This is a genomic window from Marinobacterium jannaschii DSM 6295, assembly GCF_000620085.1.
Lineage (GTDB): Bacteria > Pseudomonadota > Gammaproteobacteria > Pseudomonadales > Balneatricaceae > Pontibacterium > Pontibacterium jannaschii.
On the sequence record NZ_KK211067.1, the window covers coordinates 92,399 to 106,043 of the forward strand.

The window sequence follows — 13,645 nt, forward strand, 5'->3', positions numbered from 1 at the left end:
AAAAAGGAACTTTATCAGCGATGGGGCATTCACTACCTATATATTGGCGGATTGGAGTGGCCGGTGCGTAAGCTGTTTTGGTTTGGTTACTGGTGTCTTGTCTCTGCTGCTTTCCTTCTGCTATTGCTGCTGGGGATGTTGCGCTTTGGTCTTCCCTGGCTGGATGACTACCGCGAACCTATAGCTGTGCAGCTGGGGGGATTGCTCGGAGCTGAAATCAGCATTGATAAGCTTAATGGTTACTGGCTCAACGGCGATGCGGTCGTTGAAGTGAGTGGCCTGCAGGTCACCGGCGGTAAAGGGCAGGCACTGCAGAGTGTGACGCTGGATTCCGCCTTTCTCTCCCTTGATGTCGGTGCTTCTATCCGTCACCTGCAGCCGGTCTTCAGTGACCTGCTGATACAGCGCCCGGTGGTGCGTCTGCAGCAGCTTGCACCAGCGAAGCCCCGCTCTCAGGCCAAGTCCCGGGACGAACTGACTCTAATCCTGACCCGCCTGTTGCGCCAAGAGCGCATTAATCTTCGTAGTGCCGAACTGATCTATCAGCGTAGCAGCGGTGAGTCGCTGGGTATTGCACCTATTAACCTGACGCTGAAGCACGATGGTCAGCTACACCAGCTGGCCGTGATTGCACATCCGGTGGCTGACGGACAGAAAGCAGAAATGCGCTTTGTTGCCGAAGTTGAGGGTAATCCCTGGCGTCAGCCGGTCGATTTTTATCTTGAAGCAGCCGGACTCAATGATGCCCAGCTTAACCCCTGGCTGGCCCTGGTGGGGGCGGAGCTGCGTCTGAACTCGGGGCAGCAACAGTTGTGGGGCCGGGTAGAGCGGCAGCGTTTACAGTATCTCAGCTTTAAGAGCAGGCTGTCTGAGTTTGCGATCGGCTCTGCTGGCTTCGATGCGATGTCTCTCAGTGGTGCCTTGCAACGTAATGGCCGGGGCTATCAGTTGCAGCTGAGCGAAGGACGGTTTGAGGGTAAGAGTGACTGGCAGTTACCAGCCATAGCTGTGAACTTTGAGCAATCCAATGGCAGCTGGCAGCCGCAGCAGGCAATGCTGGACCGGCTGGAACTGGGTCCATTGCAGGGCTGGATTAAAAGCCAGTTCGGACTGAGCGGGATGGCGGCGCGCGCACTGAAATCTCAGAAGCCCGCTGGCACGCTGAGCAATCTGGTTATCCGCCGAACCGGGGCTGAAGCCACTGACTTTGAACTGCTGGCCCGGCTTGAAGCCGTGCAGGTCGATCCCTGGTCCGGAGTGCCGGGCTTATACGGCGTTAACGGTATCCTGCAGGCTGATATAAAGGGCGGGGCCGTCTATCTGCAGAGCAATAAGTTTGCGATGCATTTTCCTGACCTTGATATGGAGCGTTGGAACTACCAGCAGGCCGAGGGGATTGTGCGTTGGGCGCTCGATAGCAGTGGCGCAACGGTGGACTCGGGATTGCTCGGCCTGAAGGCTAAACAGGAGTCGGCCTCCGGCCGCTTCCGGGTCAGAATTCCCTATGATAAGGAACAGCAGACCGATCTGACATTGATGATCGGTGTGACCAATGTGCCCGCCAAAGCGCTGGAAAAGTATATTCCGCCGGAAGAGGTTGGCCGGGACTTTCATAAATGGCTGACAGCAGCAATAGGCGGAGGCCAAGTTAAGTCCGGTGCCTTTATGCTGAATGGTAACACCAGGCCGAGCCTGAAGAGCTATCAGTTCCCGACCGTTCAGCTCTGGCTGGATCTGAAGAAAGCGGACTTTACCTATGATAAGCAATGGCCCGCGATCAAGGATGGCCGGGGGCAGCTGCTCTACAGCAACGATGCGATCCTGATCGGATTACAGGATGGGCGGATCTACGATTCCAGTATTGAAAATGCCTGGGCATACAAGGCGAGAGGCGAGGACCTGCTTAAAGTGGTCGGGCAGCTTAAGGGAGGCCTGTCTGACGTCGAACAGCTACTGCGGGAGCCGCCACTTGTTGAGGAGATAGGTGACGGCCTGAAGCCCTGGAAGATGGCCGGGGATTATACGGCATTGCTGGATCTGGGTATTGATCTCAGCCTGAAGGCAGCGCCAAAGATCCGAGTCGATGGCGACCTGAATAATGGCCGCTTTGTTTCGCAGCAGGACCGGCTGTCATTCGAGAAGCTGAAAGGAAAGCTGGGCTATTCCAGTGAAGTGGGGCTGTTTGCGCCTAAGCTGGAGGGAACCCTGTTTGGTAATAGCCTGGTCGCCAAGATCTCCAGTGAGATGAAAGAGGGACGCCCGGTGAAAACCCAGCTGGCGATGTCCAGCTCGGTGGAATCTGAGCAGCTGCGTAACTGGCTGGGGCTGGACCTGCTGAATATTGTCGACGGTCAGATCAGTTACGATGCCCAGTTGAATATCTGTCCGGCCCTGCCGGGTTGCAGCAATTTGCATATACTCAGTGACCTCAGGGGCGTTGCCGTTTCGGCATTGCCGCCGTATTCAAAAAAACGTGATGAGGCGCGTTCGCTGTCGTTGCAGATCCAGCTTGAGGACGCCCACGAACTGCCCCTTTATATAAACTACGGCGATTCCCTCCGCGCTGCCATGAGTTTACGCCAGGGTTCCCTGTACCGGGGAGAGCTGGTGTTGGGAGGGGCTGCGGCAAAGATTCCGCGAAATCAGGGCCTGTGGATAAAAGGTAAGTTGGATCGTCTTGAGCTTGATCGCCTGCAGCCGTTTCTGACGCAGGCGGGCTTTATATCAAATGCTACGCCCGCTACCACCGCCGGCAGCAGTGGTGAGCTGCTTAAGGAAATTCAGTTGCAATTCGGGGTGCTGGATCTCGGCAGCAGGCAGCTGGAGAAGATCAGGGTCGCTGCCCGACCTCAGTTACGTGGCTGGGACTTCTTTGTGGACGGCCAGGAATTGCGGGGCCAGCTGTTTATGCCGCTGCTCACCGATGAGCCTTATGTCGTCGATCTGGAGTATCTGCATCTGAAGCCGGATTCGTCGGCGACAGCTGTGCCTGATGCGCCTGCTGAGGGGTCTGAGCTGAAGCCAAACGAATTGCTGCCGGTCGATGTGCGGATTGGTGACCTGAGAATGAACGATAAGCCTTTCGGACGCTGGAGCTTTCAGCTTCGTCCGGACAGGCATGGTGCTACGGTACAGCGAATTGTCGGTGACCTGCGTGGACTACGTATCAGCGGGGATGCACGCTGGTCCGAGCATACCACTTATACCGTAGCCTTAATGAATATCTCCGGTACGGATATAGCACCGGCGCTGGAAGGCTGGGGGCTGGGACGACCGGTGGAAAGCGGGAGCTTTAATTCGGATATCCGCCTGATATGGCCCGGCGCACCCTGGCAGTTTGAGGTGTCGCAGATCGATGGTGATGTGGCATTTATGGCAAAAAATGGCCGTATTACCGAGACTGGCAAAGGCAGCGGCTTCCTGCGTATTTTCGGTATTCTGAATCTGGAGTCTCTGGGGCGTCGCTTGCGGTTTGACTTCTCTGATCTGTATGAAAAAGGTCTGGCGTATGACCAGATGTCGGCCAGTTATATCGTAAAGAAGGGCCTTGCATCGACCAGTGTGCCGTTTGAGCTTTCCGGCCCGTCGATCAATATGACATTGAAAGGCGATCTGGATCTGGTGAATACCACGGTCGATCAGGATATGGAGGTGGTGCTGCCGGTAACCGGCAACCTGCCGATTATGGGTGTGCTGCTGGGCCAGCCCCATGTGGCGGGGGCGGTATTTATTCTGGATAAGCTGTTTGGTGGCAAGCTGAGTAAAGTGACCAGTATTAATTACCACCTTTCAGGAGACTGGGGTGATCCTAAGATTGATCTGAAGGGTGGTCCGGAGCGCGAATCTGAGCGGGATAAGCTGTTTCCCGGAGGTGATAAGTGACCAGGCTGGCACTGATTCAGATGGTCTCAGGGGAGAGGCTTGAGGAAAACCTGAGGCAGCTATTGCCGCTTCTGACGGAGGCCAGCATCAGCGGTGCCAGCATGGCCGTTTTACCTGAAAACTTTGCCTTGTTTGACTCTGCCGCATTGCGGCCTTTTGCCGAGCGAGAGAAGGCTGAGGCTTATGTGCAGGGCTGGCTGGCGGAGCAGGCTAAACGGCTGCGTATATGGATCGTCGCAGGTTCCTTGCCACAATCGGTTCGCCCGGATGGATCGGAGCTGGAGGCGCCGCTGATCCGCTCAGCTTCGCTGGTGTTTGATGCTCGCGGTGAGAGGGTTGCCCGATACGACAAGATCCACCTGTTTGATGTCGATGTCGCCGATGGTCAGGGCAGCTACCGTGAGTCGGCCTATGTTGAAGCCGGCGAGCAGCTGGTGGTCATCGACACTCCGTGCGGCAGGCTGGGCCTGACGGTCTGTTACGACCTGCGCTTTCCGGATCAGTACCAGAGGCTCAGAGAGATGGGGGCAGAGCTGATCAGCGTGCCTTCTGCTTTTACCTATGTTACCGGCGAGGCTCACTGGGAAGTGCTGCTCAGGGCGCGGGCGGTAGAGAATCAGTGTTACCTGCTGGGGGTTAATCAGGGCGGCTGGCACAGTGAGCGGCGTCAGACCTGGGGGCATACGCTTTGCGTCGATCCCTGGGGGACGGTCTGCGGCCAGATAGAGAGCGGGGCGGGAGTCCTTATGGTGGATATAAGCCTGGAGCGGCTTGCCGAAATCCGCCAGCAGATGCCGGTGTTGGCACATAAGCAGCAGGCTGAGTATTAGGCTCAGGCCTGCTTGCCCGATGTGGCATCAGGTCAGCGGTTCAGCTGCTCTTCCGCCAGCTCACGCAGGTACTTAAACAGCTTTCTGGCATGGGCCGGAGCCTGACCTTTTTCAGCTTCTTTCTTCGCATTGCGCACCAGCTGGCGCAGGTGCTGAATTTCAGCCTGAGGGTTCTCTGACAGATACTGCTGCAGCTCATCGTTGCCACCGCTGATCAGCCGGTCGCGCCAGCGCTCCAGTTTGTGGAATACCGCATTGTGCGCCTGTTTACTGGCGTCAAACAGATCCAGGCCCTGCTGAATCGCTTCCGCATCCTCGGTACGCATCAGGCGTCCGACATAGTTCATATGGCGCTTCATCGCGCTGCTGCGGGGTTTGATGCGGCCGGCTTCTTCGATCGCAGCGGCCAGTGCTTCGCTCATCGGTACTTTAGCCAGCTGATCCGGTTTCAGCGCGATAAGTTTTTCGCCCAGTTTTTGCAGCGCTTCCATCTGGCGCTTGATCTGGGTACGACTGACCCATTCCTCTTCCTCGGAACTCTTGTTGATTGAGTTAAAGTCTTCGTCTTGAATCATGAGATGCTCTTATCAGCTGTAAAACACGGTAGCCAGGCCCAGAAATGCAAAAAAGCCGACTACGTCCGTGATTGTGGTTAGCAGGACACTGCCTGCAAGGGCCGGGTCAATGCCGGCGGATTTCAGGGCGATTGGCAGCAGGGTTCCTGCGGCGGCACCGGCCAGAAGGTTAATGACGATGGCCAGCGCGATGATGATGCCGATATTGATATCCTGGAACCAGAATACCGCAACAACCGCCACCACCAGTGCCCAGATTACACCGTTAATAATCCCGGCAACCAGCTCGCGGTTGAGTAGCCAGGCGGTATTGGACTTTTCCACATGGCCTAATGCCTGGCCCCGGATGACCAGCGTCAGCGTCTGGGAGCCGGCGATACCGCCCATTGACGCGACAATCGGCATCAGTACTGCCAGGGCAACGACCTTATCGATGGTTTCTTCGAACAGGCCGATCACGGCTGAGGCGACAAACGCGGTCAGCAGGTTGATCCCCAGCCAGACGGCCCGGCGTTTACTGGTTTTCAGGATCGGCGCGAAAGTGTCTTCGTCCTCTTCCAGGCCCGCCATGCTCATCAGCGAGTGATCGGCATCTTCACGGATAACGTCTACCACGTCATCGATGGTGATACGTCCCAGCAGTTTACCGGATTCGCCGACGACCGGAGCCGATACCAGGTCTTCCTCTTCAAACATCCGAGCCACGTCACTGTTGTTCATATCCGCACTGATCGGAGTGACGTCGGTGATCATAATCTCCCGCACTGTGATATCCGGTGCCGATACCAGCAGCTTCGTCAGCGGCAGAATACCGATAAAGCTGTCTTTCCGGCTGACCACAAACAGGGTATCGGTCATTTCCGGAATTTCATCGTGACGGCGGATATAACGTAGTACGGTTTCAACGGTGATATCCGGCCGGATGGTGACCGTATCGGTATTCATCAGGCCGCCGGCGGTGTCTTCCGGGTAGGAAAGAACTTCCTCTACCCGGCGCCGGTTCTGCTTATCCATGATCCGTAACAGCTCTTTCGTCACGGTATCAGGAAGCTGCTGAATAATATCAGCGACGTCGTCGGTTTCCAGTGATTCAGTCAGAGCCAGGACCTGGGGCGCGTCCATCTGGCTAAGGAACTCAGCCTGAACGTCATCGCCAAGATGCTGCAGTACCTCACCTTCAAGGTCCTTGTTGACGAGGTTCCAGAGGATCTGGCGTTCCTTTGGCGGGGACTTTTCCAGCAGGCGGGCGACTTCAGTCGGCCTGAGGGTATTATTCAGGGTAAAGCGAATCTGCTGAAATTCGCCGCTTTCCAGCGCCTGGCTAAGTTTATCGAGGTGAGACTTCTGATTCAGCTGAGTCATGGTGGTCCGCAATGCCTTTGCCAGTGAGCGCTAAAGGTCCATTATAGCGGATTGTTTTCTAACGAATAACCCACAGCATGGGCCGGGAAGGGGAAGAAACGCCTATTATTCCTCTTCATCGAAGCGGTTGTTGATCAGGGCTTCTATCGCGGTTATTGCGTCTGACTCATCATCACCGTTTGCGCTGATAGTCAGCTCGGTGCCTTTGCTGGCAGCCAGCATCATTACCGACATGATGCTCTTGCCATCAACGCTCCGGCCCTCTTTGCTGATCTTGATTTCGCTGGAAAAGCGACCGGTCAGGCCGGTTAGTTTAGCGGCGGCGCGGGCATGCAGGCCCAGCTTGTTAATGATCAGCAGTTTCTTCTCTATCATTCGAGGTTTCCGAAGTGATGTTGGTTTTATCCCAGTTCTCTGTGTCGAACATGGACATTATCCATAAGCCGGGAAAAATGAGAAGCAAGTTGTTCGGCTACATAGACAGAACGGTGCTGACCGCCGGTGCATCCGATACCGATGGTGACGTAACTGCGGTTATTTTTGGCATAGCGGGGCAGCCAGTGCGTGAGGTACTGGATGATATGGCTACACATCTCTTTGACCTCGTCCTCAGCCTGAAGGAAATCGATAACCGGCTGATCCTGTCCGGTATACTGACGCAGATCCGGGCTCCAGTAGGGGTTGGGCAGTATCCGGACGTCATAGACCATATCAACATCCAGCGGAACCCCATGCTTGAAGCCAAAAGACTCAAATTGCAGTGACATGGTTTGTTCGCTGCGCTGTGCGACGCGGTGCTTAATGCTGTCGCGCAGTTCATAGAGGCTCAGCCTGGTGGTGTCTACCCGGATATCGGCCATGCTGGCGATGGGTTCCAGCAGCTGGCGCTCATAGGCGATCGCTTCCTGCAGGCTCAGCTGTTCGTCACTGAGCGGATGCTTGCGCCGGGTTGAGCTGTAGCGTTTCAGCAGAGTGGGTTCAGCCGCATCGAGGTAGACCACTTCATAATGGGCGGGGTGACGTTCCCTGAGTTGCTGCAGAATGCCGGGAAACTGCTGCAGGTTACTCAGCATGTTGCGGGCATCAATGCTGACGGCCACCCGGTCGGGGTGATCTGTATGCTGGTTCATCTGCTGCACCAGGTCTGGCAGCAGCAGGGCTGGCAGGTTGTCTATACAGTAGAAGCCGATGTCTTCCAGTGCCTGAAGTGCGGTACTCTTTCCTGAGCCTGAGCGGCCACTGATCACAACCAGCTTCATGCTGTTCCCTGTCTATCTGTTATATGCCGGATATAGCATTGTATAAGCTTAGGTTGTCGCTGCTGTTACGTAACTGTTGCCGTACGCTTTCCTGGCTAAACAATTCTGCAGCAGACGCGAGAGTCTGAAGGTGTTCGTCACAGGCTTCTTCCGGTACGACAAGAATGAATATCAGATCGACCGGTTTGCTGTCGATGGCATCGAAATCGATACCGTTTTCCAGCGTAACCAGGTATCCGACGGCTTCCTGACAGTTACCCAGGCGACAGTGAGGGATGGCAACGCCATCACCAATACCTGTGCTGCCGAGACGCTCACGTCCCAGCAGACCGGCGAAAACTTCTTCAGAAGAAAGGGACTGGCATTGCTCGGCGATTATCTCGCTGGCCAGCTCAAGGATGCGTTTTTTGCTGGTGCCCTTGAGGCCGCAAAGGGTCCTCTCGGGCGTTAGCATTTGCTGTATCAACATGATTTTGTTGCAGCGAGCCTTTTATTTGTGAGTTTTCAGTTTTTCTTTGTGCTTGATGATCTGGCGATCGAGTTTGTCGATAAGGCCATCAATAGCAGCATACATATTTTCGTGCTGACTGGTTGCAAACACCTGACCACCGGCGACGTGGACGTCGGCTTCGGCTTGCTGGTGCTGCTTCTCAACACTCAGGGTAACTTGTACATTGGTAATATTATCGAAGTGGCGCTCGAGCTTTTCAAACTTGGTGTGAACGTATTCGTTCATGGAATCAGTCAGTTCAACGTGGTGTCCGGAAATATTGATCTGCATAGGTATCTCCTATCGGCAGTGACGAAAGTCCGTCTTGTTGTCGGTTTCATTAAACCAAACGTTTGCGCTCATTAGAAGGCGGTATGTTCATCGCTTCACGATATTTAGCGATGGTACGTCGCGCCACTTTAAAACCCTGTTCATCCAGAAACTGGGCGATTTTATTATCACTTAACGGTTTTGCGGGATTCTCGGCTGCTACCAGCTTCTTGATCAGGGCCCGGATCGCAGTGGAGGAGGCCGAGCCGCCATCGCTGGTGCTGACCTGGCTGGAGAAAAAGTATTTCAGCTCGAAAATACCACGCGGGGTGTGCATATACTTCTGTGTCGTCACACGGGAGATGGTGGATTCATGCATCTCGACGGCTTCTGCAATGTCATGCAGTACCATCGGTTTCATTCCCTCTTCACCGTGTTCAAAGAAGCCCAGCTGACGGGCAACGATCTCCCGGGCGACTTTAAGCAGCGTGTCATTGCGGCTCTGCAGGCTCTTGATGAACCAGCGGGCTTCCTGCAGGTGGTTTTTCAGATAGGTGTTATCGGCACTGTTATCGGCGCGTTTGACCAGGTCGGCATAGCTGCTGTTGATCCGCAGCCTTGGCGCCACTTCCGGGTTCAGGTTGACCTGCCACATTCCCTGATTCTTCGTCACCACCACATCCGGCACAACGTACTCGGGATTACCGTTAGTGATAGTGGCGCCAGGGCGGGGGTTGAGGCTCTGGATCAGCTGTATAACTTCCTGCAGCTGATGCTCTTTCAGTCGGGTTTTGCGCATCAGGGTGCGGTAATCATGGGCACCGAGCAGTTTCAGGTGGTTCCTGGCGACCAGCAATGCTTCCTTTTGCCAGGGCGTGGTGGCCGGCAATTGCTTGAGTTGTACGCAGAGGCATTCGCTCAGGTCGCGGGCGCCCACGCCGGTAGGATCGAACTGCTGAATACGGGTCAGTACGGCTTCCGCTTCATCCAGTTCCAGTTCACCCAGCTGGGGGTCCTGCTTCAGGTGGTCAATCAGTTCTTCCAGCTGAATGCTCAGGTAGCCGTCGGGTTCGATACCGTCGATAATCGCTGTCGCAATAAGCCGATCGACATCGCTCATAGGAGTCAGGTTAAGTTGCCACAGCAGATGATCCTGGAGCGTTTCTTCGGCGGTATCATTGGATTCGCCGGGCAGTTCGCCATCACCCTTACTCTGCGTCGATGTGGCCGAGCTTTGGTAGGTATCTTCCCAGCTGCTGTCGGTGCTTAGCTCCCCGGGGATGTTTTCATTCCAGCTCTCGTCCAGAGCGGCACCTTCTTCGGACTCTGCGGCAGATTCTGCAGCAGCGGTTTCAGCTGTTTCGCGGGTGGTTTCCGGAATGTTTTCCTGCTGATCTGGTTCAGGGCTATGATCATCTTCTGAAACATCCAGCATCGGATTGCTTTCAAGCGCTTCCTGAATCTCCTGCTGCAGATCCAGTGTCGAGAGTTGCAGCAATTTGATCGCCTGCTGAAGCTGCGGCGTCATTGTTAGCTGCTGACCAATTTTTAACTGAAGCGCTTGTTTCATATGAGATCTGATGTGATTCCGTTACTACTAATAATTCGCCTGATTCAGTATAGGATCAGAGTCGGAACTGATCACCCAGATAGGCATCTCGTACCGCAGGGCAGGCCAGTATTGTTTCCGGTGTACCGCTAGCCAGAATGGTTCCTTCGCTTACGATGTAAGCTTTTTCACAGATATCCAGAGTTTCCCTTACATTGTGGTCGGTAATCAAGATACCGATGCCGCGATCCTGCAAATGTTTAACGGTTTGCTTGATATCATTGACCGAAATCGGGTCAACGCCGGCAAAAGGTTCGTCCAGCAGAATAAATGAAGGTTCCATCGCTAATGCCCGGGCGATCTCGACCCGGCGACGCTCGCCCCCGGAAAGAGCCATACCCATGCTATCCCGAATATGGGTGATATGAAACTCTTCCAGTAACTCCTGCATCTTTTCCTGCTGTTGAGAGCGGTTAAGATCCTTGCGGTTTTCCAGGATAGCCAGGAGGTTGTCTTTCACGCTGAGCTTGCGGAAAATGGAGGCTTCCTGCGGCAGATAGCCGATGCCGCGCTTGGCCCGGCCATGCATAGGCAGTTTCGTGATCGCTTGCTCGTCAATCAACACCGAGCCTTTGTCAGCCTGTACCAGTCCTACGATCATATAGAAGCAGGTGGTTTTTCCGGCGCCGTTTGGTCCCAGCAGGCCAACAATTTCACCACGCTCTATGGAAAGTGAAACATCACGGATAACCTGCCGGCCCTTGTAGCTTTTTGCCAGGTTGCGGGCTTCCAGCTTACTCATTCCGTTTCCTTCTTCTTCGGCTGAATCACCATCTGGATGCGGCCGCCGCTGGCGGTTTCATCCTTGTCGCCAAAGGCGTCAACAATGGAACGTTTCAGGTCGTAGACGATTTTCTCGCCGCTAAAGGTGTCCTTATCGTTAATCACCTTGGCTTTCTCAGTGACGGTCAACAGATCCTTCTCAACCATATACAGGATAGTAGAGCCATAGGCATCGCTATAGGGGCCGCCTTTGCTGGTTTGCTGACGAAAATGGGCAGGCTCGCCTTTGGCTTTGATGCTCTCGACGCCGTCATTGCCGCGCTGGAGCTCTAGGGTCTCCCCCTCGATCAATATGCTTCCCTGTTTGATAATCACATTGCCACGGTAGATGGTGTGGCCGCTGGCTTCGTCAATCATGGCGCTGTTGGCGCTGATATGGATCGGCTGGTTGCGGTCATCCGGCAGGGCGCTGGCGCCCAGGCTCAGGCTGCAGAGCAGGATAAAAGCCAGGCCTTTGATAGATCTGTTAATCACGATAGATTCCCCGAACGTTAGAGAGCAGCCTGAGCTGACTGCTGTGCAGGTTTGCTTCCATACCAACGCTTCGCATGATGTTCTTGCCGACGGTGAACGTAACCTTCTGGTCAGTCTCCGCCAGGTCTTTTTCTGTATGGTATCGCAGTATCTCGGTGGTCATCAGGGCTGGTTGCTGGGCATTACGGTTATCCAGTACTCGTACATCCCCTGCCAGCATGATCAGGCCCCGGTCATCGCTCAGCTCGCCATGCAGTGAGGTGAGCACGATGGTCGAGCTGTCTTCCCGGATAAGAACGATATTGGGCTCATCCATCAGGCTCTGCCGGGCATAGGGGTCGTGCTCGATACGGGTAGCGACCATGGTCTCCGTAAGCGTGCCCTGGGCATTGAACTGACGAATGTCAGCCTGGTTTATAAAGGCATCTCTGGCCTGTCCAAGCGCTTCGGGTGGTGGCAGCCGGCGCTCGCTGGGCGCGGTGCCAAAGCCCCAGTAGAGCAGGATCGGCACCAGTACCAGTGCAGCCAGGAAGAGGCGAATGCGAGACTGCATATCAGAGGTAGCTTTCCTGAATGGCGCGGAGTTTTCCCTGAGCTTCCAGTATCAGTTCGCAGAATTCCCGTCCTGCACCACTGCCGCCCGTGCGACTGCTACACCAATCGGCATGTTCGATCACCAGTGGATGGCCGTTCGGGACAGTCGCGCCGAAGCTGACTGCGCGAATAGCAGAAAGATCGGGCCAGTCATCACCGATATAGGCGGTGCTTTCTGCGCTGTGGCCACTGCGTTGCCAGAGCTCCTGCAATGCGGTCAGCTTATCTTCGCGTCCCTGTTCCAGGTAGGTGATACCGAGCGACTTGGCTCTCAGTTCAACCTGAGGGGAGCGGCGTCCGGTAATAATTGCTGTTTCAATGCCGGCCTGCTGCAACAGTTTGATGCCAAGTCCATCTAGGGTATTAAACTGCTTCACTTCCTGGCCATCCGGCAGGAACAGCAGCTGACCGCTGGTCAGGATTCCGTCTACATCGAATACGGCGAGGCGCACAGGCAGTGCTTTCTGGCGAAGTTCCGGTGTCAGGTCGAATTTCCAGCTGCTCATTAAATCACCCCGGCTTTTAGCAGATCATGCATATTCAGGGCGCCAACTGGCTGCCTGTTCTGGTTTAGTACCAGCAACGCATTGATCTTGTGACTTTCCATGATCTGCAGGCACTCCGCAGCCAGTATGCCGGCGTCATTGATGGTGGTGCAGTTAGCGGTCATCACCTGTTCGATCGGTGTGTTCTTCAGGCTGACTTCGTGGTCGAGGGCACGGCGCAGGTCGCCGTCGGTGAAGATGCCGGTGATGGCGCCACTATCATCAACCACCGCGGTCATGCCCAGGCGCTTATTGGTCACTTCCAGCAGGGCTTCTCGAAGCGGAGTCCCCTGTTTGACCACCGGAACCTCGTCGCCGCTGTGCATAATATCTTCTACTTTAAGCAGCAGGCGACGGCCCAGGCTACCGCCCGGGTGGGAAAATGCGAAGTCTTCAGGGCCAAAGCCGCGTGCTTCAAGCAAGGCGATGGCCAGCGCATCTCCCAGCACCAGCTGTGCCGTGGTGCTGGAAGTAGGTGCCAGGTTCAGTGGGCAGGCTTCGTTTTCCACACCGATATGCAGGCTGGCGTCGGCGGCCTTGGCAAGTGTCGATTCCTCGCGGGCGGTGATGCTGATTAATGGCGCATTCATACGCTTGATCAGGGGCAGTATGGTTACCACCTCAGATGTTTCGCCGGAATTTGAGAGGGCAAGCACAACATCATTCTTAGTGAACATGCCGAGGTCGCCGTGGCTGGCCTCTCCCGGATGGACAAAGAAAGCCGGTGTGCCGGTACTGGCCAGCGTGGCAGCAATTTTCTTGCCGATATGACCGGATTTACCCATGCCGGTCACAATGATTCGTCCCTGACACTGATGCATCAGCTCGCAGGCGTGAACGAAGTCACCGTTGAGGTGTTCTTCGAGGTTCTGCACCGCTTCCGCTTCCAGTTTGATGGTTCGGCGACCGGATTTAAGGTAGTCGTTTTCTGTCTTCATTCGATATCGTGTCAGTAGAATCGGGTTTTTGTAT

Annotated in this window: 14 protein-coding genes; 2 read left to right on the forward strand and 12 right to left on the reverse strand. The window is 55.2% G+C overall.

Features of this window, described 5'->3' with window-relative positions:
- Positions 1–63 precede the first annotated feature (63 nt).
- Both Q354_RS0120985 and Q354_RS0120990 read left to right on the forward strand, forming a co-directional pair.
- Positions 64–3,882, forward strand: a complete 3,819-nt coding sequence (locus Q354_RS0120985) for a YhdP family protein (protein WP_169828923.1) — start codon at positions 64–66, stop codon at positions 3,880–3,882.
- A complete protein-coding gene (locus Q354_RS0120990) occupies positions 3,879–4,712 on the forward strand; it encodes a carbon-nitrogen hydrolase family protein (protein WP_027859316.1) in 834 nt (277 codons plus the stop codon). The genes Q354_RS0120985 and Q354_RS0120990 overlap by 4 nt, the downstream gene beginning before the upstream one ends.
- A gap of 32 nt (positions 4,713–4,744) precedes the next feature.
- Here the strand turns inward: Q354_RS0120990 and yjgA are convergent, their stop codons facing one another.
- From yjgA to Q354_RS0121050, 12 genes are all read right to left on the reverse strand, one after another.
- The gene (yjgA, locus tag Q354_RS0120995) at positions 4,745–5,287 is read right to left on the reverse strand and encodes a ribosome biogenesis factor YjgA (protein ID WP_027859317.1); all 543 of its coding nucleotides are present in this window, start codon (positions 5,285–5,287) and stop codon (positions 4,745–4,747) included.
- A 12-nt stretch (positions 5,288–5,299) separates the two neighbouring features.
- Positions 5,300–6,649, reverse strand: a complete 1,350-nt coding sequence (gene mgtE / locus Q354_RS0121000; RefSeq protein ID WP_027859318.1) for a magnesium transporter — start codon at positions 6,647–6,649, stop codon at positions 5,300–5,302.
- Positions 6,650–6,754: 105 nt separating this feature from the next.
- Positions 6,755–7,024, reverse strand: a complete 270-nt coding sequence (locus tag Q354_RS0121005) for an HPr family phosphocarrier protein (protein ID WP_027859319.1) — start codon at positions 7,022–7,024, stop codon at positions 6,755–6,757.
- Between the two features lie 26 nt (positions 7,025–7,050).
- Positions 7,051–7,908: an RNase adapter RapZ gene (gene rapZ / locus Q354_RS0121010; RefSeq protein ID WP_027859320.1), complete on the reverse strand. Its 858-nt coding sequence runs from the start codon at positions 7,906–7,908 to the stop codon at positions 7,051–7,053.
- A gap of 19 nt (positions 7,909–7,927) precedes the next feature.
- On the reverse strand, positions 7,928–8,377 hold the full coding sequence (ptsN, locus tag Q354_RS0121015) for a PTS IIA-like nitrogen regulatory protein PtsN (protein WP_027859321.1): 450 nt from the start codon (positions 8,375–8,377) through the stop codon (positions 7,928–7,930).
- A 21-nt stretch (positions 8,378–8,398) separates the two neighbouring features.
- The gene (gene hpf, locus Q354_RS0121020; RefSeq protein ID WP_027859322.1) at positions 8,399–8,689 is read right to left on the reverse strand and encodes a ribosome hibernation-promoting factor, HPF/YfiA family; all 291 of its coding nucleotides are present in this window, start codon (positions 8,687–8,689) and stop codon (positions 8,399–8,401) included.
- A 49-nt stretch (positions 8,690–8,738) separates the two neighbouring features.
- Positions 8,739–10,238, reverse strand: coding sequence for an RNA polymerase factor sigma-54 (locus Q354_RS0121025; RefSeq protein ID WP_084332706.1), 1,500 nt, complete (start codon positions 10,236–10,238; stop codon positions 8,739–8,741).
- 55 nt (positions 10,239–10,293) lie between these two features.
- The gene (gene lptB, locus Q354_RS0121030) at positions 10,294–11,019 is read right to left on the reverse strand and encodes an LPS export ABC transporter ATP-binding protein (protein WP_027859324.1); all 726 of its coding nucleotides are present in this window, start codon (positions 11,017–11,019) and stop codon (positions 10,294–10,296) included.
- Entirely contained in the window at positions 11,016–11,534 is a 519-nt protein-coding gene (lptA, locus tag Q354_RS0121035) for a lipopolysaccharide transport periplasmic protein LptA (protein ID WP_051560496.1), read from the reverse strand. Before lptA ends, lptB begins: the two co-directional genes overlap by 4 nt.
- Complete coding sequence (gene lptC, locus Q354_RS0121040) at positions 11,527–12,087, reverse strand: LPS export ABC transporter periplasmic protein LptC (protein WP_027859326.1); 561 nt, start codon at positions 12,085–12,087, stop codon at positions 11,527–11,529. The genes lptA and lptC overlap by 8 nt, the downstream gene beginning before the upstream one ends.
- 1 nt (position 12,088) lies before the next feature.
- On the reverse strand, positions 12,089–12,634 hold the full coding sequence (locus Q354_RS0121045) for a KdsC family phosphatase (protein ID WP_027859327.1): 546 nt from the start codon (positions 12,632–12,634) through the stop codon (positions 12,089–12,091).
- Positions 12,634–13,611: a KpsF/GutQ family sugar-phosphate isomerase gene (locus Q354_RS0121050; RefSeq protein ID WP_027859328.1), complete on the reverse strand. Its 978-nt coding sequence runs from the start codon at positions 13,609–13,611 to the stop codon at positions 12,634–12,636. The genes Q354_RS0121045 and Q354_RS0121050 overlap by 1 nt, the downstream gene beginning before the upstream one ends.
- Positions 13,612–13,645 lie beyond the last annotated feature (34 nt).